Consider the following 19,936-nt stretch of genomic DNA (forward strand, 5'->3'; position numbering starts at 1 on the left):
CGCCGTCACCGCGACCATGACCAGCAACCGCCGCGTCGAGACCGCACTGCGCAACACGCGCCCGAAAGCCGACCCCGCCGACCAGGCCGACCAGGACCCCGCCCAAGAGATCGCTGTGCTAACCACATCCAGGTGACGGCCATCGCTTGCAGGTCACAACACCTCCACCCGCATCGGAACGGTGAAGGCCGTTGCCCCACCGGGCAACGGCCTTCACGCACTCATCTTCCCTCCGCTGAGAGACAGGGGCGATGACCGCAGCCGCTTCGCCGACGCCCGCGCGCGCTCAAGGCCTACGCCGGATCGGCGCTCATCACCCGCGCTTCAGGCGCGCTTCAGGCAAGAGCTTGGTCGTCCACCGCAACGTGAAGAACCAGCGCCTGGCCGCCGTCGGCTACGTGTGGTCCTTCGCCTCCCTGCGAGCACCAGGCCCCAGAGCCCGCTACGACCACCGGCGCGCCGAAGGCGACCGGCACTCCAGCGCGCTACGCGACACCTTCAACCGGATGATCGGATGCCTGTATCACTGCCTGCGGAACAACAAGACCTACAACGAGCTCGTGACCTTCTCGCCACGCCTGGGATCGGCATGTCCTAACTCGGCGAAGAACCGTGCGGCCTGAGCCTTTTCCACTCCGCGATCAAGGACGCGCCAGCCTGACGGAGAGAAAGCAAGGTGCTTGGTGCAGCTTGCCGTAGGCGGCCTCGTCGATCTCTAGCAGGCCGGGTACCGGTCGCGGCTCGATGAGCCGCTCCAAGACGAACCCAGCCGACAGCAGCTCACCCAGGAACGTCTCCAACGGCATGCGCTGGAAACAGATGGAGAACGGGCTGCTTTCGAGAGAAAGTTCGACCCAGTCGTCGGCGTAGTACGAGCCGCCGAAGTGGCGCCAGTCGGCCGCCGGATGGGTCGTCGAGACCAGCAGCCACCCACCGGGCCGCAGCACACGACGCAACTCACCCAGCAGTTGCGTGCGACGGGCGAGGTGGTGGAACACCAACGCGCACACCGCCCCATCGAACGACGCGTCATCGGCGAAGCCCAGCGGCTCCTCCAAATCGTGCAGTCGCAACTCAGCCCGATCACCCACCCGTGCCCGCGCGTGCTCCAGCAGCGTGGCGCTGCCATCGACGCCGACTACCTCCGCGCCGCGTGCCAGCAGGTCGGCCGCGTAGTGTCCGGCTCCGCAGCCAACGTCAAGGATCCTCGCGCCGGCGATGTCACCGGCGAGTTCCAGCATCGCGGGCCGATCGGTATAGGCGTTGTAAGGGCTGATGCCGGCGTGCTCAGCGAAGTAGTCACCGAGCGCGTCGTGGTAGGCGTTCTTCGGAGGCATCGGCACATCATGACGGCGGCAACCATCCATCCGCGAACGGATTTCAGCGCAGGAAACAAGACAAGATGAGAGGAGAGTCCGAGCTCCGGCATCGACACGACCTGACGGCTTAGGCAGATCGGATGTCTTGGCACCGCCATTTGTGATCTTGATGGTGATGGTGTCGCTGTTCGGTCTTCTCGATCTCTGGTGCTGTGGTCTGTGGTTCATGGTCATTGTCTCGTTGGTGGTCGTGTTCCCTTCGTGATGTCGTCTCCTTCCTGATGGTGATCTCTCGTTCGGCGCTTGTCACGGCTCGTACCACTCCTCGAACTCCACGACGTCGACCGCCCCGGTGTCCGGCTCCTCGTCGTCCTCCTTGTCGTCGTCCTGGTCCTCCTCGATGGCGGCGGCCGGGTTCGCGGCGGCGCGCTGCTCCCGGCGGCGGACCGTGCCCGTCTTGCCGGGCGAGGGTGGCAACGAGGTGAATGTGGTCACGGGCGTGCCGCAGGGTGATCCGTCGGCAGGCTTCGACGTCGTCGACGGCCGGTCGTTTCAGCTCTTGGTCGGCTTGGCCGCAGAGGTGTCGCGGTGCCGTGCGTCATCTTCGTGCGCCGCGGGCAGGGTAGGACGCGAAGCGATCCGCGTTATGACGTCAGACCTGTCGGCGAGTTCCCGCCGCGCCAGGTTGATGAACATCAGACGGGCGTGCTCGATGGAAGAGCGCTCGCTGTCCCAGGCATCGGCTGACCTGACCTGACCTGGCCTGTTTCGATCGCGTGTGTTGTCCGCCAAAAGGTTTCGTCGATTGATAGCGCAGCGTGGACGAGATCGGCTTTCGCCGTCAAGGTGAGGGTCGCCAGCGCCTCGTTCCACACGATCCAGTCAGGCCGGTCGCTTCCCTGGCGGTATCTGTTCAATGCGATCTAAAGGCGGGAGGACTCGCTCACAACCACCAGGCGCGCGCTCGTTAGCCGCTCGCGCGACCACTGCCGTACATATGTGCGACGCGTCACTATGCCGCCAAGGCCCACCCCTGCCAAGGAGGCCACCATGCTCAAGATCGCTACTAAGACCGCGTCAATCTGCATACCGACCTAGTTTGACCATCTGCTCATCGGAGGGAAATTAGGCGCTGCCGTTCTCCCGACGCTCAATAGGGCTTCAGCAGCCCGATCGAGATTACGTTGAGTTCCGCCCACCATCGGCCTCGATGGGACGCTCCAACAAGCTTCGGGCGATGTCCGCGTACTCGATGGTGGTCTGCGAACCGAGGTTGAAGACCAGTTCCAGGTGCAGCGGATCCGCGTCGACCATGAGTGCTTCCTGGAGAACGCGGTCGCCACGAATCTGTTCAAGCTGGGCGCCGAGCAACAGCAGACGCCAGGTCAGGTAATAGTCGCCGACGGGCTCGGTGCCGGCAGCGGACTTCCATGAGATCAGAACATGGCGGTTGAGCGTATGTGGCCACTTGCGGTGGCGATCGTGCAACCAGTCGACGAGGGTCTGGTGCACGAACTCGGACAGCTTCTTGCGATGGTCACTGAGTCGGGTCTGACGTATGGGCAGGTCGATGTCGTCAAGGGTCGGACGGCGCATGGGGGTTCCCGGAGTCCTGGCGGAAAATTCAACGGATACAACCCTGACCTGCGGCGATGCGGTCCGGCGTCTGGCTTGGAATCGGCGAGGCCGGCGCGGGCCTGCGGGCGACGGCCTCGGGGGCGGTCCCGGTGATCTGACGCGTCCGAAGACCGTCCTGCTGGGAACGATGTTCTCAGCCGTCGGCGGCGAGGCGGTCCAGCCACTCCGTCAGCAGACGCTGTTCCGCGCCGCTGAGGGTCGTCTGTTCGGGCAGCGCGGCGCGCAGGGCGCGGGCCGCGCCGGCCGGGCCCGAGTCCCGTACGGCGGGCTCCTGGCCGGTCACGGCGGCGATCATGGATTCCCGGAGGGTGGTCAGCAGGGCAGGGTCGCGCCGGTCCTCGGGCAGGGTCAGCCAGGTGAGCACGGCACCGCGCGCCGTGGCGTGGATGAGTGTGACCGCGAGTTCCTCGTCGACGCGGAGCCAGCCGCCGACGGCGAGGCGTCGGATGCGGCTCATCATGATCTCCATGCCGGCCTTGAAGGCGGTCGACGTCTCTTTCGCGGGCTCGCTGTACATCAGCGTGTACAGCGCGGGATTGGCGAGGCCGAACTCGACCGCCAGGTCCCAGCCGGCCCTCAGGTCCTCGACGGGATGCCGCGGGCCGGGGGCGATGTGCTTGTTCTCGAGAAACCTCGCGAAGCCGTGCTCGGCCACCGCGTCGAGCAGCCCGTCCTTGTCGCCGAAGAGGCGGTAGATGGCCGGTGGTTGCACTCCCGCCGCGACCGCGACCGCGCGGGTGGTGACCGCGTCGCGGCCCTCGCGCGCCAGCAGGGCGGCGGCGGCCTCGACGATCCGCTGCCGGAGCCGCTCACGGCCCAGGGCCGCGGTGTCGGATTCGACGGCGGGAACGCCGTCCCCGCCGGGTGAGCTTGATGCCATGTTCCAACGATACCGTGCCCGCGTTTCCATCGATAGTTCCAGTGATACGCTGAAAATGATTCCACTGGAAACAGCAGGGTGAGGGAGTACGGCATGCCGGACAGGATCAAGATCGTGGCACTTGAGGAACACATCGCCCCGCCCTCGCTGCTCGACGCGTGGGCCAGGGCGGGTGTGCCGCCGATCCCGCAGCTCGGCTTCGGCGACGAGCCCTTCGCGCGGCGGCTGCGCGACTTCGGAGAGGCCCGTCTCGCCGACATGGACGACCAGGGCATCGACGTCGCGGTCCTGTCCCTGGCCTCACCGGGCGTGCACAACCTCGCGCCCGAAGACGCCGTCGGCGTGGCCCGCGAGGTCAACGACACGCTGGCCGAGATCGTCACCGGACGCCCCGACCGCTTCCAGGCCTTCGCCGCCGTCCCCACCGCGGCGCCCGAGGCCGCCGCGGCCGAGCTGGAACGCGCGGTGACCCGGCTCGGCCTCCCCGGTGCGATGCTGTACGGACGCACGGGGGACAGGCTGGCCGACGCCCCGGAGTTCGACGACCTGTACGCCACGGCCGAGCGCCTGCGGGTGCCGCTGCACTTCCATCCCCAGACGCCGGTCCCCGAGGTTCTCAAGGCCTACTACTCGGGCCTCGGCGACGGAGCCGGGCCGGCGCGCGGCACCGGGATGGGGCTCGCGACGGCGGGCCTGGGCTGGTACTACGACCTGGGCGTCCAGTATCTACGGATGATCTTCTCCGGCGTGTTCGACCGGCACCCCGGATTGCAGGTGATCGCGGGACACTGGGGCGAGGTCGTCCTGTTCTACCTCGACCACACCGGGGTCATGGCGCACAACGCCGGGCTGGAACGCCCCCTCGCCGACTACTTCACGCGCAACTTCTGGGTCTGCGGCAGCGGCACGGTCAGCGAGCGCTACATGAGGTGGACGTCGGAGGTCGTCGGGACCGGCCGCATGATGTACTCAACCGACTACCCCTACACCTTCGGGACCCGGCCCGGCGGATTCCCCTTCCTCGACACCGCCAACGGGGTCGCCCGCTCGTTCCTCGAACAGGCACCCTTCACCTACGAGGAGAAGGCCGCGATCGGGTCCGGCAACTGGGAGAAACTGACCGGGCACCTCACGACTCAACGTGACACTCCGCCTCGACCACTCGCGCCCCCCAGCCCGTCCCCGAACCGGCGCGAACGGTAGGCGGTGCCGCGGACCGGGCCGGGAGGCCGGTCGAGGCCGACGGTCACAGGGAGGTACCGAGTGCGGTGAACACACTGCTTGCACCGTTCCATCACGTCTACAGTGATTCTGCTCCATTGCTCCACTGAACTGCTGGCCGGCGCGCACGCCCGCCGTGGCGACGCGCGCCCTCGCGGACGGAGAAGGATGAGCACCTCCACGGACACCCCCCGGCGTCGGCGCGCCCGCCTCGCGGTTCTGGCCGCCCTGACGACGACCCTGCTGGCTGGAACGCTGCCGGCCGCCGCCGCCGAGCCCCCGTTCGATCCCGACATCGACCGCAGGCCGTACCAGCCCGGTCCCATGCTGGTGAACCCGGGCGCCGGGGGGCACATCGCCAACTCCTACGGCTTCAACCTGGTCAGGGTGGGGGGCCTCAACAACCCGGCCTACTACGAGCTGCGGGACAGCTACACCGTGCGGCTCTACTTCAACTACCGCGGCTCCACCGACCCCGCGACGAAGGACAAGGAGCGGCACTGGATCCAGGGGCTCGACGACGTCATGTCGACGATGGTCCTGGAGACCAACAAGTGGGTCGGCGGCCGGCTGGAGTACGACAGCTACGACGGCGAGACGTGGCCCGGCAGCCACGGCGACCGGGAGATCGCCATCGTGTTCGCCGACATCCCCGCCACGGGCATCGCCTCGCCGTCCTCCCACCTGGACGACCGGGGGGCGATCTACGACGGCGGGCTGATCCGCCTCACCGCCTCCGACGCCTGGACCAAACTGGTCGACGACAGCGAGGACGGCAAGCGCTGGGCCCGGTACGCGATGGCGATCCCGGTCATGCACGAGATCGGCCACACGCTCGGCCTGGCCCACTACAACACGCCGTTCCGCGGCTACAACACGCTGATGTCGTCCGTACGCGTCGCCGACGACGTCTCCAGCTGGAACGACGTGTGGACCCCCGGCGACAAGGCCGGCCTGATGAACATGGCCGGCTGGCGCACCCGGGCGGCCCAGTGCGCGAACACCGGCTCGTGCCAGCAGATCTGGGCGAAGGACGACCCGCTCGCCTGGCCGCCCCAGCCACCGGACCACACCTACGACCGCGTTCCCTGACGCACGCCGCGCCGGGCGTCCCCCTCGCCCGGCGCGCCCGGCGCCGCGCCCGGCTTTCCCGAAGGCCGGGGGCTTTCCCGCCGTGCTCCGCGACGCGCGGCGATTGTGGTTGCGACACGCGACGGCGCACGCGTACTCTTCCGGCAACGCATTGACGGAGACGAGTAGTCACGGGATCAGGGCAGGCAGGAGAGAGCCGCCGGCAGCTGCGAAGGCGGCCCTGCCCCCGGTGACGAAGACCCTCCCGAGTGCGGGGAGAAACGGCGTCCGCGCCCAATGCCCCGCCGGCCGGCCCCCGTCACCGGGCCCCTCGAGGCCGCCGTCGTCACGGCGGTGAAAGTGCGGTGGCACCGCGAGTTCCCTTCTCGCCCGCACTCCCAAGGGATCACCACTCACTGCCAAGAGGTTTGTGATGATCTCCTCATCCACGACTGTCCCGCCCACCGGCAGGACCCTGGCCGCGGAGCTTCCGCGGCGAATCGGCCGGCGGGTGACCGTCCAGGGCTGGCTCCATCGCAGGAGAACCCTGAAATCCGTGGTCTTCCTCATCCTGCGCGACCGCTCCGGCCTGGTCCAGGCGGTGGTCACCGGCCCCGAGGCCATGGCCGCGGCCGGCGGCCACCCCGAGGAGACGGTCCTGCAGATCACCGGGACCGTGACCGCCAGCCCCCAGGCCCCCGGCGGGGCCGAGGTGACCTCCCCGGTGGTGACCGCCCTGTCGGGACCGGCCGAGGCCCCGCCGTTCGACCTCTACCGTCCCTCGGTGCCCGCCACCCTGCCGACCATCCTCGACCACGCGCCGGTCACCCTGCGCCACCCGCTGCTGCGGGCACCCCACACCATCTCCGCGGTCTCGGTGGCGGGTTTCCGTACGACGCTAAACGCGCTCGGCTTCACCGAGATCCACACCCCCAAGGTGGTGGCCTCGGCGACGGAGTCCGGGGCCAACGTCTTCGGGATCGACTGGTTCGGCACCCGCGCCTACCTGGCCCAGTCGCCGCAGTTCTTCAAGCAGGCCATGGTCGGCGTCTTCGAGCGCGTCTACGAGACCGGCCCGGTCTTCCGGGCCGAGCCCCACGACACCGCGCGGCACCTGGCCCAGTACACCTCGCTGGACGCCGAGCTCGGCTTCGTCACCGACCACCGGGACGTGATGGCCGTGCTGCGCGAGGTGATCGCGGGCATGACGGCCGCCGTCGAACGGCACGCCGGGGAGGCGTGCGCGCTGCTGGACGTCTCGCTGCCCGAGGTCCCGGAACGGATCCCGGAGATCCACTTCGCCGATGCCCAGGAACTCCTGGCCGCCCACACCGGCGAGGACCCCCGGGGTGAGCCGGACCTCGCCCCGGCCCACGAACGCTGGCTGTCCCGGTGGGCGCTGCGCGAGCACGGCAGCGAGTTCCTGTTCGTCACCGGCTACCCCATGTCCAAACGCCCCTTCTACACCCACCCCGAGCCCGGCAGGCCGGAGTACTCCAACAGCTTCGACCTGCTCTTTCGCGGCCTGGAACTCGTCACCGGCGGCCAGCGCCTGCACCGCCACGACGACTATCTCGCGGCCCTGGCGGCTCGCGGGGAGTCGCCGGAGCCGTACGCCGGCTATCTCGCCGCCTTCCGGCACGGGATGCCCCCGCACGGTGGCTTCGCCCTCGGCCTGGAACGGTGGACCGCCCGGCTGACCGGGGCCGACAACATCCGCCGCGCCACCCTGTTCCCCCGCGACCTCCACCGGCTGACCCCGTGACGTCCCCGTGACGCCCCCGGGTGCGGCCCGCCGGGACACCACCGCGACGGGCCGCACCCGGCCGGCGCGGCGCCTCCTCCGCCCGCGTCACGTTTCCGGCCTCGGTGAACGGCGGAACAGCCACCGGCGCCAGGGGGCCGATGACCTCGGCCGGTCCGGCCGCGGGCGGTGGCGGGCGGTGGCGGGCTGTGGCGGGCGGTGAGTCGGCACCGGCGGCGTCCCGGGCCCGGACCTGACTCACCTCCCGCCCGCCGGGCCGATCGCGGCGCCCCTGCGCAGGGTCACCCCCTCGCCGATGGCCGCCCTGGCCTCGTCCGTGGTCACCGGCCGGGTCGTCCCGGGCCAGGTCAGCATCTCGCCGCCACCCTCCGCCTTCTTCGCGAACTTGTCCCATTTGGTGACCACGTCGTTGAAGCACCCGAGCTCGTGGCCGCCTATCGTCCTCGGGGCCGACTGGTTCCAGGCACCGTGCCACTCCTCCTTGAAGGACTGGCAGTAGCCGTCGAAGCGGGCCATCTCGGCGGTCATCCTGGCCAGCACGTCGAAGTCCCTCTGCAGCGACTCCGGCTTGTCCGCGTGACCGCCCCGCTTGTACTGCAGATGCGCGTAAAGCCCTTCCAGCGCTTTCTGCATCACGCTCGCGCACAACCACACGTTCTTGGTGGCGTCGCCGTAGCGCAGACCGACGACCTCTCCGAGGTTGATCCGGGTCACCGACGGGGGGCAGGGGGTGCCGGCGGGCCCCACCCCGATGTATTTGCGGTAATCGCCGTCGATCGTCCATCCGACGAGATAGAGGTCCTCTTTCTTGAAATACACCTGCACGGACCGCTCGTCGGGCAGCCCGATGTCGACGCACATGTAGTCGCTGTCGTCGAAACGCGCCGCGTAGGTGACGAACCTGGCCCGCAGAAACGTCACCACGGCCTGGAAACGTTCCCGGCTGGGAACCTCCCCCTCGGCGAAGGAGAGCGAAGCGTGTCCTGTGAGGACATCGGCTTCGGCGAAGACCATCCGCCAACCCCTTCCGTCACGACTGAGGGCCGATACGTTGGCGGTCACACCCTCCAACGTCACCGATGACCCGGTGAGAACTCGCATTTTCACGACACGATCGAGGCGGCGCGTCCCGGGGTTCCCGATGGGGGCTCCGGGGGTCGGCAGACCCCGTACGACCTTCCGCGCGGTCAGGTCGAGGCGGTTGGCGGGACCGCCCGCCTCAAGGGGGCCGGGCCGGTGGTGCCGTGGCGCGGCAGGGCATCAGGACCTCCTGGAAAGTGACGGGGGGCTAGCGTTCCTGTTCGGGTTCGGTCAGCAGGCGAAGCACGCCGTCTTCGAGGGTGGCGGGGCTGCCGGGAAACCGCGCGTCCGGCGGCGCGGGGGTCAGCTCGTACGGTGTCCAGGGAGCCTGCCCCGGTGCGGGCCGCAGCCAGGACCAGGTGCCGCGTTTCCCGCCCGGCCGGGGGAAGGCGAGGGTCCGGGCGTCCTCGGTGGTGAGGACGGGGCCGAAACGGAAGAGCGCCTGCAGGTGGCGCAGCGCGTCGTCGACGTGCCGGGGAGGCACGGCGACGGTGGCGGTGGGGGCGATGCCGCTGGTGGCGTGTACGGCGGCACGCGGGTCGAGGAGCAGGAGCAGCCGGGTGGGGGAGGGATCGCCGAAGGTCAGCTGGGGATAGTCGCCGTCCTCCGGGGTGTCGGCGGGGCCGAGGGGCCCGATCTGTCGGGCGTAGTCCTGCCCGTCGCCGGGCGCGGTGAGGCTGTGGAACCTGTCGTAGCGGTAGGAGGCCTCGCCGTCGGCACCGTAATAGCCGACGAGGCCGTCGTCGCGGGCCTCCTGGTCGCCGAGGCGGACCGCGAACCGGTGAGCGGTGAAGGCGGCGGGCGGCGGGCCGAGGGTCGCGGCCCAGCCGGGATCGCCCAGGGGCGGGCCTTCGAGGGTCAGCCGGAGCCGCGCGGGCACGAGGGCCAGGGGACGCCCGACGAGAAGGGGCAGGTTCTGGTCGGCGCGCCGGCCGAGGGGCTCGGAGGTCCACAGGGCGGAGTCGATGACGTCGAGGAAGGCGGTGAAGCTGGCCTCCACGGCCAAGGCCGGGGAACCGGCCAGCCCCGCGACCAGGGGAGCGAGCCGCGCCAGGTGATCCGGGGTGGGGACGGTGCCGTCGGGCGGCGGCTCCCACCGGCCGCGCCGCCCCTGGGGGCCGGTGAGCAGCCGGTAGGTGCCGAGCAGGCGGCCCGCCGGGTCGTACAGCAGCAGGCTGCGGTCGAGGTGGTTGGGCAGGATCCAGCCGCCGACGGGGCTCGGGTCGGCCGCGGTCCGCACGACGCGGGTGCCGGTTCGGGCGTCGAGGAGGTCGAAGTCGAGCCGGGCGGGTTGCAGGGGGCGGGGCGGCAGCTGGGCGACGGCCGCGACGGCGGGGGTGAGCGAGGTCTCGGCGGCGAGGGGACGGTCGACGACGAGAGGGAAGTCGCGGTAGTCGTGCAGTCCGCCGCTCCCGGTGCCGGAACTGACGACGTCCAGGACGCGACCGAACTTGTCGTAGAGGAGGAGCTCCTCGATGTGGATCTGTCCTTGACGCATCTCGTGGAAGGGGGCGTCGGCGCCCCCGGGAAGGTAGGGGACGCTGGTGACGTGCCCCCGGTAGCGGGGAGGCGGGCCGTCGCCGACGGCGGCGTCGGGATAGCCGGCCAGGGCGGCGATGTGCGGGTGTTCGGTGTCGGCACCGGTGGGACGCCGGAAGGCGCGGACGTCGCGGGCGGCCAGCCGCTGGTTGAACCCGCTGAGCTCCTGGGCGAGGAACGCCCACCCGCCGATCGCCGACACCCAGGCGTCGAGACGATCGCGTTGGTCGCCGGTGCCGTGGTGGGCGACGAACTCCTTCAGCCGGGCGGCGAACAGGGAGCGAGGATGCGGATCGAGGCCGCAGACGCCCGTGACGGTGACCGGCTCGGCCTCGACACCGGCCGCGCCGGGAGTGTAGCGGTAGTCGGTGCCGTCGAAGGTCCAGCAGCGCCGCTCGCCCACGGCGTAGGGGATGTGACGGTAGGAGACCCTCCACTCCATGATCAACGGTTCCCAGGGCTGGGTCCAGGGCTCCAGGCCCAGAGCGGGCAGGGTGCCGGTGTGGTCGCCGGGACGGCGGGCGGCGATGACGGCGGCGACGGCGTCGGGCGGCAGGCCGGTGGCGGCGGCCAGCGCGGGCGCGCTGCCCCCGTCGAGCAGGAAGCACTCCGCGAGCAGCGCGGGCACCTCCGGCGGGAGCGCGGAAAGGCCCGCGACGGCGGGCATCGGCCCCTGGCCCGCACCGCCGGAGGCCGCGGTGACCGTCGTGCCCGCGACCGTGAGGGCGCTGACCAGCGGTGAGACGCCGTCGCCGGTGAGCGGCCGCGAGGGCAGCGGCCGGTCGGAGACGGTGGCGTCGGCCGGAGCGAGGAGACCCGACAGGCTGACCACGGGATCGTTCGCCTGCCAGTACGGCTGGCCGGGAACGGCCTTGAGCCTCGCGCCCTCGGCGAGCCCCCGGGCCTGGGCGAAGGCGTGGATCCCGGCGAGGAACGCGTCGTGCTCACTCGCGTACGCCCGGCTCTGGTCGGGCTGGGGGACCCTCGCGGCCTGCTCCCGCACCCTGGCGGTCATGGCGCGCACCGTGTGGGCGAGCGAACCCTCCCGGTCGGGGTCCAGCTCCTGCCGCATCCGGTCGCGGTCCGGGGCGTCGCCGGGACGCGGGGACAGCGCGTCGGCCAGCCCGTATTTCAGCCACAGGGCGTTCAGCCGCCACTGATGGACTCCCAGCTCACCGAGTTGTTCGTCCAGCCGACGCTGATTGTCGTTCAAGACGGCCAGCCAGGGCGGCGCGGTGAAAGGCGGAGGAGGAACGGGCGCCGAGGCGGGACCGGCCATGTCGGCGGCGGCGATGTCCGGGCCCGCCGGGGTCGCCGGGGTCACCGGGGTCGCGCCGTCGGCGGGAGGCGGCGTCACCGTCCAGTGATGCCCCCCGGTGGACGCGGCGAACGAGGCGTCGCGGATGCGGCGGCGCACCCGCGCGTCACCGCCCTTGTCGTCGGCCACGTCGAGGAGGTCGTGCAGGAACGCGCGCAGCAGGTGCAGGTCCGCTCCGGAGGAGGCTCCGGCGGCGTGCAGCGTACGGCCGGCCAGCGCGGTGAAGGCGTCTTCGGAGGTGTCGCCGATGGCGACGTCGAGCGCGCCGCTGTCCCGGACGGTGTCCAGGGGATCCGGGGCGGGCGCGGTGGTGGCGTCCGGATCCCAGGGGATGGACAGGGCTGTGCCCGAGTACAGGCTGCGGGTGGCGGGGACGACCGTGGCGTCCCGGGCCGGGTCGCCGACCAGGCGGGGGTCCTGCCAGCCGAGGTGGCCGAGGTGGTCGGCGTAGGAGACGCCGGGCGCCGGGGAGGCCAGCACGTCGGCGCCGGGGTCGGAGTACCAGCCGATGACCTGGTAGCCGAGCGTGCCGCCGCCGGTGAGGTCGGACAGGTCGTCCAGGAAGGAGAAGACGTTGCCGTTGTGCGGGGTGTAGGCGGTGAAGTACGGGTCGCCGACGGCCATCGCGGTGACGAACGGCGGGACGTCCGCGGCTCGTTCCGACCAGGAGGCGCTGTCGGTCAGCGGGAAGGCGAGCCCGAGGAGGACCTGGTGGGAGTCGGAGGTCATGGTGTTGCGATAGGGATCGGTGCTGGAGCGCCAGGCGCGCAGGGTGGCGTCGGAGACCAGATAGGCGCTGGACCTGTCGCTGGGGTGACCGCCACGGTAGGCGGCGGTACCGTAGGGACAGTCGCTCTCGACCACCCACGCCTTGACGCTCCGGTGGTCGGTGCCGCTGAACCGCGCCACCAGCCACCGGTTGGGCACCAGCGGATAGCGGACCTGCCCGCTCCGCGGATCCTGGACGCCGTGGCGCAGCCCCCTCGGCAGTGTCCAGTGCAGGTGCACGCCGGTGTGGTCGCGGGCGTGCCGGTCGCTCCGCCGGTCGCCCTCGTCCGGCTCCGGGCTCATGTAGTCGTCCAGCGCCCGGTAGTCGCGCTGCCAGGTGCGGAACACGTCCCGGTCCCGCAGCGCGGTATTGATCACGAGGGCGTCCAGGCCGACGGGGACGACGAGGGTGGGGCGGGGGGTCATCGGGGATCTCCGTCCGGGCCGGTGAAGCGGACGGCCTCGGGGACCTTGACCATCTGCATCGCCAGGTCGGCGGGACCGACCGGGCCGACGCCGGTACCGTGCGCGCTCTCCAGCGCGGCCGTCAGCGCGGGGACGAGCGAGCCGATGTCCACCACCCGGCCGCCGGTCCCCTTCCTGAGGTGCTCCAGGACGGGGAAGGTGACGTCGGCGCCGAGTCGTTCGCCCAGCCGCGGGCCGGTGGCCGAGGTCGGCGGCAGCATGTTCCGCAGCGGGATCAGGCCGTGGTCCTCGACGCCGAACCGGAAGCCCTCCTGGGGTTCGCGCAGCTCGACCGTCGCGGGCAGGCCGTCGAACAGGCACAGCAGCACGGTGGGGGAGAGGTGGTCCATGCGCAGGATCGGCAGCGGCACACCGTCCGGGCCGTCGGCGCGCACGGCCAGGTTCGGCCAGCCCGAGACCAGCGCCGACCGCAGCAGCAGGCCGCAGACGGGCCGCTCCGCACCGCCCAGACGCTCCCGACCGGCCCCGGCGGTCCCGGGGGCCTCGGCGGCTCCGGCTCCGGGGCTGGCTCCGGCTTCGGCTTCGGTGCCGGTGCCGGTGCCGGTGCCGCGCAGCGTGTCGCGGTGCGCCACCGCCGCCCGGACGGCCGCCGACCGGACGGCGGCGGCCATGATCTGGTCCTGGAGGATCTCCCGGCTGGACTGGGCGCCGATGCCGAGGGCGCCGGAGACCAGCGCCTCCACCCAGGTCGGGTCGAGGTGGAAGAAGCGCAACGACTCCCGCGGCAACATCCGCTCGTCCGCCACCAGGTGGGTGAACGGCACGGGGTGGAGCAGCATGAGCATGCCGAGCCACCGCGCCAGCGGATCGAGGTGTTCCCTGAGCCCGTCGCCGTCGGCCAGTGCCCCGGTGAGGGCGGCGCGGGCGGCGTCGGACCGCAGGAAGTCCTCCAGCCTCCGGGGCGGGCCGGCCGGTGCGGGCGGCGACCACGGGGTGTCCGGCCTGCCCGGCGCCGTGCCGACGGCGGCGAGCAGGCCGCCGTCGAGAAGCGAGGCGAACGCCGCCCGCGCGGTCCGCGGCCCCTGCGGCTCCGCGTCGCCGGACGGCAGGTGATCGCTGGTCGCCTGGTGATAGAGGGTGTCGGCCAGATGACGGGTGGCGTGTTTGAACGCCAGCAGGTGCTGGGCGAAGGCGGCGTCGGCCACGGCGAGCGCCCGGCCGGTCTCGAACGCGGTGGCCAGGGACATGTCGAAACCGCCCCAGACGGGGTCGTAGCCAATCAGCGCGTCAGCGGTGACGGCCTGCGCCGCCCACTCGCCGGCCACGGGCACGACGGGGGTGAGCGGCCCCCGGTACCAGCCGTAGGTGGCCTCGCCCGAGCGGGTCAGGTACGGCAGCGGCACGTAGCCGTCGTCAAGGCGCCGGGCCACCTGCCGTCGCGGGGCGGGGGTGCCCTCGACGTCCTGGTACGGCGAGGCCAGCCGCAACCACATGTCCCCGCGACCGGCCCGGGCGCCGTCCGGGGTGCGGGTGAGCCCGTCGGCCAGGTCGGCGAAGTCGTCCCGCGGGCCGGGACAGGCCCAGAACGACCAGCTCGCGAGGGACAGCAGCGCCACCGAACCCCGGCCCTGGAAATCCGGGTCGTCCACGAGGATCCTCTCGTGGCCCTCCAGCGAGACCAGGTGCGCGATGTTCCTCGTCGCGGCGGCGGAGCCGGGCGGGCCCGTCTCCGGGAAACGGTTCGCGACGACGACGGCGAACAGCCCGTCCTCCTGGAGGCCCAGGACGGCCCGGTCGCCGGTGTTGGCGCCCCGGCAGTGCGCCCAGAACCGCGTCTCCTCCAGCCGGGGCGCCACCGCGTGGAACTCGACGGCCGCGACCTGGACGTACGCGCAGGGATCGGCGTCGCCGAGGTCGCTCTCCCTGTCCAGGTCGGGCTTGAGCACGGCCGGGTCGTCGGCCAGGAAGCCCCCGACCGTACCGGAGATCGTCCGGGTCGGGGAGGCCGCGCCGCCGACGAACTGGTCGTCGGTGAGCACCAGCAACGCCAGCCACGGAGTCTGGCGGGACGTCCCGCGCAGCGCGCGTTCCCACGGCAGCATGGGATCGCCGAGCACCACGTGCGGCAGCACCTCGGCGAACCGGCCGCTCGAGGCGTCCGGCGGTTGCACGGCGACCACCGCGCCCGGGTCGATCGCCACCTGCGGACCCCGGACGGTGAAGTCCTGCCGGGCGGTGAAGACCTCTCGCAGGGGGGAGGCGCCCTCCTCGGGGCCGGTCTGCAACGTGTGGGTGACCTCGACGCGATAGTCACCGGCGGGCAGAGCCGGCAGGTAGTCGTCGTGCAACTCGACGTCCCCGAGGGGGATCGTGTCACGGGCGGGGTGTCGCGGACTCGGGCTCACCTGCTGCTCCCCGCCTCACGGGTCGTGTTCTGGGTCATGGGGGCCTGGCCGAACAGGTGGCCCGCGCCGCCCGCCAGCCCGGCCAGGGAGTCGTTGGGGCCGGTGAACACCATGGCCTCGGCCAGTGCCGCGTACACCTGATCGCGCCCGCTCCTGGCCTCCCCTCGGTCGGCGCGGCCGATCAGGTCCACGCACGACGGATCGGCAACCGAGACGAAGTCACCGTTGGCGGCGGGGGAGCGGGGCAGCGGCGAAAGACCGGGCGTGAGCTCGTCCTCGCCGTACTCGCTCAGCGGGAACACCCCCCGCGAGGCGGCCAGCTCGGGCCGCGGCGCCTGGACATCGAAACCGACCGGCCGGTCGGGGACCACCTCGGCGGTGGGCCGGGCCTCGGCCTCTCCCGGCGCCTCCTGGAACACGTTTCCCGCCGAACCGGCTGAGCCGGACGGGCCCGCCGCGCCGGACGACGAGGTGGGCGACGAGGTGGGCGAGGAGGTGGGCGAGGAGCCCCACAGCGACGCGGGCAGGTTGCGGGTACGGGCCGTCAGCGTCCACCCGTCGGCAGAGGTGAGCGTGTCCTGGAAATACAGCCTCAGCCGATGCTCGCCGATCAGGCCACCGCGTCCCATGGGACGCACGTCGACCAGGGGGCCGTCACCCGGCGCGGGCACGGCGAGCGGGGCGTCGCCGGTGCGCAGGTGACTGGCCGGAATCGCGGCCTGGGTGAAGAAACGCAGGTCGCGGGAGCGAACCAGCCACCTCTTGGCCCCGCCGCCGCCACCACCGCTGTCACCGCCACCGCTGTCGCCGCCACCGCTGTCGCCGCCACCGCTGTCGCCGCCACCGCTGTCGCCGCCGCCGCTGTCGCCGCCGCCGACGGTCTTGTCCAGGCCGCTGACCGGGGCGATGCTGACCATGTGGTCGGGTTCGGGCAGCAGGCCGGCGAACTCCGGCCAGTCCAGCGTCGTGGAGCCGGACCCGGACGGCTCGGGCCCGAAGTGGATCGTCACGGTAAAACACACGATGTGGACGCTGACCGAACCGCCCGTCGGCGGCCCCCACAGTTTCAGATCGGCGCCGACCGAGGCCGTGATGGTCTTGTGGAGGAAGGCGACGTCGATCCGGCACGAGGCGCCGATGCTCACCGAGATCTCCGCGGTGAACCGGAACGGCCGCCACGACACCAGCAGGTTCGTCTGGGCCGTGAACCACGCCCGGACGGGACCGCCCTGGTAGCGGATCTCCAGCCGCCCGCCCGTCATCGCACACGACGGCGTCACCGCCAGATAGGCCTCCGCCTTGATCGACACGCCGCCGCCGGCCGCCCAGTCGACGCTCAGCCTCGGCACTCTCGGGTAGGAGGCGGGTGGCCGGAAGGCCGGGTGATAGCCGCCGAGGGTGACCACGAACTGTCCGGCGTTCGGATTCGGCCCGTACCACACCGCGCAGGCGAACCCCCCGGTGAGATGGCAGTCACCGGTCAGCACGTACGAGGCCGCCGACAGTTGCGCGGTTATCTCGACACTGCCCTGGCCGGGCCGCAGGGCGGCCTCCAGGCCCAGTTCGGCGTAGACGTAGGTGCGGGTGGCCGACTCGGCCGGCAGCGGCAGCCGAAGGACCGCCGTCCCGAGCAGGGCCAGCACCAGTTCCTGGCCGAACTCCGCCGCCAGCAACACCTTCGCGTTCACCACCCCGGCCGCGCTGAACTCCACTCCCAGCGCGAGCCAGTACGAACCCTGCCGCGGGGCGATCCAGGCCCGCGCCGGGCCACCGGCGACGACCGGCCGCCGCCCCTCCAGGACATCCAGCACCTGGAGGGGATCGTCCTCGCCCGGGTCCGGTCCCTGCTCGCGCAGGGCCAGCAGCGGGAAATCGGGCACCTCCGCGGCCGAGGACGGCAAGGTCAGCTCCCGGTTGAACCCGAAACCGGCCATCAGCCCGGTGACCAGGATCGGCGGCAGCTCCAGCAGAGCCCCCTCCAGCCGGGCGAAGACGAACAGCGAGGGATCACCGTCCTTGAACTGCGCGTAGGAGCCGACGGCCGCCAGGCAGAAGTCCGGCAGGGCGAGCGTCGCGGTGCCGTCGTACTGGAACGCCACATCGGGGGCGAGCCGGTCGTCGGGCAGGCGCAGCAGGGCACCGGAGAGCTCCACCGGCGGGACGCCGTAGGCGACGCCGAGGCCGTCCAGGTTGAACGTCGGGGCGAACCCGTCCAGGGGCGAGCCCGCCGCGAGCCCGCGAAGCCGCATGGACAACGGCCCCAGCGCGATCGCGGCGTCCAGCTCGAAGGACAACACGTCGTGCTGGTACCGCGCGCCCACCCGGTTGATCTGTACGGGTCCGATCTTCCTCTGCACCGATACCCACTGGACGGCGCCCGCCTGCGCGCCGGGCGGCGCGGGGGAGCCGGGGGCCGGCGGCGCGGGGGGCGCGGGGGCGTTCGCGGACGGCACGCCGAGGGTGACCGGTGTGGTCGTGTCCCCGGCCCGCAGCTCCGCCAGGACCGTCACGCCCGCCTTCGGCCCGGCCGCCGGGAGCGGCACCACCCCGTCCGGCAACCCGTTGACCACACCGGCCGCCTGGGCGTCGATGTCACCGGAGCCGTAGAGGACCTGCAGGTTGTCGACGCTCAGCGTCCCCGCCCGCGACAGGAACCCGCCGACCAGGGGCAGCCGGGAGAGGTCGACGGCCGCCGACAGGTCGACGCCCAGGCAGAACCACGCCGGGCCGTTCGCGGGCCTGACCCGGACGAACTTGACGTCCTTCGCCTCGATCCGCAAACCATCGGGAATCCCGGCCGCCAGATCGGCGGACAGGTCCGCGACCCAGTCCCGCAGCGCGACCTCGACGCCACCGCCCGCCCCGTGGAAGACGGCGGCGAGCACCTCGGTGCCGGACCCGTCCTTACCGAAGACGATCTCGAGGTCGTAGCCGGCGATGTCCAGCGTCCCGGCGTAGCGCGTTCCCGACCCGTCCCGGGTGGCCGTCACGCCGAGCGAGGCGCGCACCCCGTCCGCGATCACCGTCTCGCCCTGGAACAGGTACTCGTAGACCCCGGCGCCCGGCCCCGTGGTGTGGGAGAGCCACAGGCTGGTCAGCTCCAGGCTCCTGACCGGCTCGGGCACGTCCGTCAGGCCCAGCGCCGCGATCACCTCCGCCATCCCGATGTCCCCGCCGGTCACCAGGCCGCCCCGGAACGTCCAGCCTCCCTTCGCACCGCCGTTCCTGGCCGCGAGCACGTCGATGCCGAGAGACGGCCCGATCTCCACGGTGCCCGCGACGGTGGCGGCGAACGCACCCCCGTCGTAGGCCAGGACCAGCGACAACGAGGAGAGCGCGAAAGGCTCGATCCGCCACGGGCCGGTGATCCCCATCCGCACGATGTAGGCGTCTCCGAGCGCGGCGGCGAACGACAGGTCGCCGACGGCGAGTTCGGCGGGCAGCTCACCGGCGGGTATGCCGAACGACTGCAGCAGCGCCCCGGCGGCGATCGGCGTCTCGCCGCGCACCCGGCCGGTGACGCGCAGATCGGGAAACCACACGGAGACCTGGAGGGGCAGCGCACCGACGTCCAGGTCGGCCACCACCGCCACGGACGTCACGTCGTAGCCGGCCGCCGGTCCTGGCCCCTGCCGCCTCGCCAGGCGGTAGTCGAACCCGGCGACGTTCCCGGGGTCGAACCCGAACCCCCGCAGCCCCTCCTGAGCGCTCCGCCATCCGGCGTCCCCGCCCAGACGCCTGCCCAGGCCCTCCAGCGCGTCGGCGAAGGCGCCCGGCCGGATCGGCCGCACGGCGGCGGCGAGCCGCACGGAACCGGCCGCGGACACCACCGCGGTCACCTCGACCGTTTCGAACGTTCCAGCGAGCGTGAGGGTGACCACGCCCTCGGCCGTCACCGCCACCGTCACCCCCGTCGCCGTGACGCCCGCGCTCGCCCCGGCGGGCCAGGCGAAGGACGCGCACGTCAAAGCGAGGGTCAGTGTCGTGCGACCGGCGTCCGTCTGCGGCTGCCCGGACCCGGCCTCACCGTGACAGGCCCCGTCGGGGAACGTGCCGAGCATGTCGCGCAACCGCTCCGGAAGCGCGGTGTCCGTGGCGCTCAGCGTCGGACGGTCACCCAGACTCAGAAGGTGAGCGCGCAGCGCGTCGAGATCGACACTCTTGCCGCCCTCGGATTCCCGCTCCTCCACAGCTCACCGCCCCTCTTCCGGACCGGCGGCCGACGGGAACGTTCCAAAACGGCGTTGCGGTTTTCCGGAATGCGACCGCACCGAATTCCCGATATCGACACATGTGAGATTTCGGCCACCGGAACCGGCGGGACCGTTCCGGTCCCAGGGGTGTTCCGCGCTCGGGCGGATTCTCCGGCCGGACGGATCATCGTCCGCGAAATCAGGTGAACATTCCTCCGCCAGGACATCGGCAGGACCCACCCGCCAACCCCTCCCGTCGAAACCAAGATCGACCCCTTGCCAGTCGCATACTCCCGCGCATGGCACACATACG

Annotated in this window: 13 protein-coding genes; 4 read left to right on the plus strand and 9 right to left on the minus strand. The window is 71.7% G+C overall.

What is annotated here, in order from left to right; all coding sequences use genetic code 11:
- The first annotated feature begins 347 nt into the window (after nt 1–347).
- Nucleotides 348–623: a hypothetical protein gene (locus tag ABT053_RS29320; RefSeq protein WP_350973201.1), complete on the plus strand. Its 276-nt coding sequence runs from the start codon at nt 348–350 to the stop codon at nt 621–623.
- 18 nt (nt 624–641) lie between these two features.
- Here ABT053_RS29320 and ABT053_RS29325 read toward each other — a convergent pair whose 3' ends face one another.
- The 5 genes from ABT053_RS29325 to ABT053_RS29345 form a co-directional block, all read right to left on the minus strand.
- Complete coding sequence (locus ABT053_RS29325; RefSeq protein WP_350973203.1) at nt 642–1,337, minus strand: class I SAM-dependent methyltransferase; 696 nt, start codon at nt 1,335–1,337, stop codon at nt 642–644.
- A 288-nt stretch (nt 1,338–1,625) separates the two neighbouring features.
- The gene (locus tag ABT053_RS29330; protein WP_350973205.1) at nt 1,626–1,796 is read right to left on the minus strand and encodes a hypothetical protein; all 171 of its coding nucleotides are present in this window, start codon (nt 1,794–1,796) and stop codon (nt 1,626–1,628) included.
- Between the two features lie 75 nt (nt 1,797–1,871).
- Nucleotides 1,872–2,015: a hypothetical protein gene (locus tag ABT053_RS29335; RefSeq protein ID WP_350973207.1), complete on the minus strand. Its 144-nt coding sequence runs from the start codon at nt 2,013–2,015 to the stop codon at nt 1,872–1,874.
- Between the two features lie 483 nt (nt 2,016–2,498).
- Nucleotides 2,499–2,915 carry a hypothetical protein gene (locus ABT053_RS29340; RefSeq protein WP_350973209.1) on the minus strand — a complete coding sequence of 139 codons (417 nt, stop codon included), beginning with the start codon at nt 2,913–2,915 and terminating at the stop codon, nt 2,499–2,501.
- 175 nt (nt 2,916–3,090) lie between these two features.
- Nucleotides 3,091–3,837 (minus strand): TetR/AcrR family transcriptional regulator, encoded by a 747-nt coding sequence (locus ABT053_RS29345; RefSeq protein WP_350973211.1) that lies wholly within the window; start codon nt 3,835–3,837, stop codon nt 3,091–3,093.
- Between the two features lie 93 nt (nt 3,838–3,930).
- Between ABT053_RS29345 and ABT053_RS29350 the strand changes: the two genes are divergently transcribed.
- From ABT053_RS29350 to aspS, 3 genes are all read left to right on the plus strand, one after another.
- The gene (locus tag ABT053_RS29350; protein WP_350973213.1) at nt 3,931–5,040 is read left to right on the plus strand and encodes an amidohydrolase family protein; all 1,110 of its coding nucleotides are present in this window, start codon (nt 3,931–3,933) and stop codon (nt 5,038–5,040) included.
- Between the two features lie 186 nt (nt 5,041–5,226).
- Complete coding sequence (locus tag ABT053_RS29355) at nt 5,227–6,150, plus strand: hypothetical protein (protein WP_350973216.1); 924 nt, start codon at nt 5,227–5,229, stop codon at nt 6,148–6,150.
- Between the two features lie 412 nt (nt 6,151–6,562).
- Entirely contained in the window at nt 6,563–7,894 is a 1,332-nt protein-coding gene (gene aspS / locus ABT053_RS29360) for an aspartate--tRNA(Asn) ligase (protein ID WP_350973218.1), read from the plus strand.
- 237 nt (nt 7,895–8,131) lie between these two features.
- On the opposite strand, the gene ABT053_RS29365 is transcribed toward aspS, so the two are convergent.
- From ABT053_RS29365 to ABT053_RS29380, 4 genes are all read right to left on the minus strand, one after another.
- On the minus strand, nt 8,132–8,908 hold the full coding sequence (locus ABT053_RS29365; protein WP_350973219.1) for a ribosome-inactivating family protein: 777 nt from the start codon (nt 8,906–8,908) through the stop codon (nt 8,132–8,134).
- Nucleotides 8,909–9,182: 274 nt separating this feature from the next.
- A complete protein-coding gene (locus tag ABT053_RS29370; RefSeq protein ID WP_350973221.1) occupies nt 9,183–13,025 on the minus strand; it encodes a hypothetical protein in 3,843 nt (1,280 codons plus the stop codon).
- Complete coding sequence (locus ABT053_RS29375) at nt 13,022–15,430, minus strand: hypothetical protein (RefSeq protein ID WP_350973223.1); 2,409 nt, start codon at nt 15,428–15,430, stop codon at nt 13,022–13,024. Before ABT053_RS29375 ends, ABT053_RS29370 begins: the two co-directional genes overlap by 4 nt.
- Nucleotides 15,427–19,620 (minus strand): DUF6603 domain-containing protein, encoded by a 4,194-nt coding sequence (locus ABT053_RS29380; protein WP_350973225.1) that lies wholly within the window; start codon nt 19,618–19,620, stop codon nt 15,427–15,429. The genes ABT053_RS29375 and ABT053_RS29380 overlap by 4 nt, the downstream gene beginning before the upstream one ends.
- Nucleotides 19,621–19,936: the final 316 nt, after the last annotated feature.

Source organism: Streptosporangium sp. NPDC002524 (assembly GCF_040295985.1).
In the GTDB taxonomy this organism is placed as follows: Bacteria; Actinomycetota; Actinomycetes; order Streptosporangiales; family Streptosporangiaceae; genus Streptosporangium.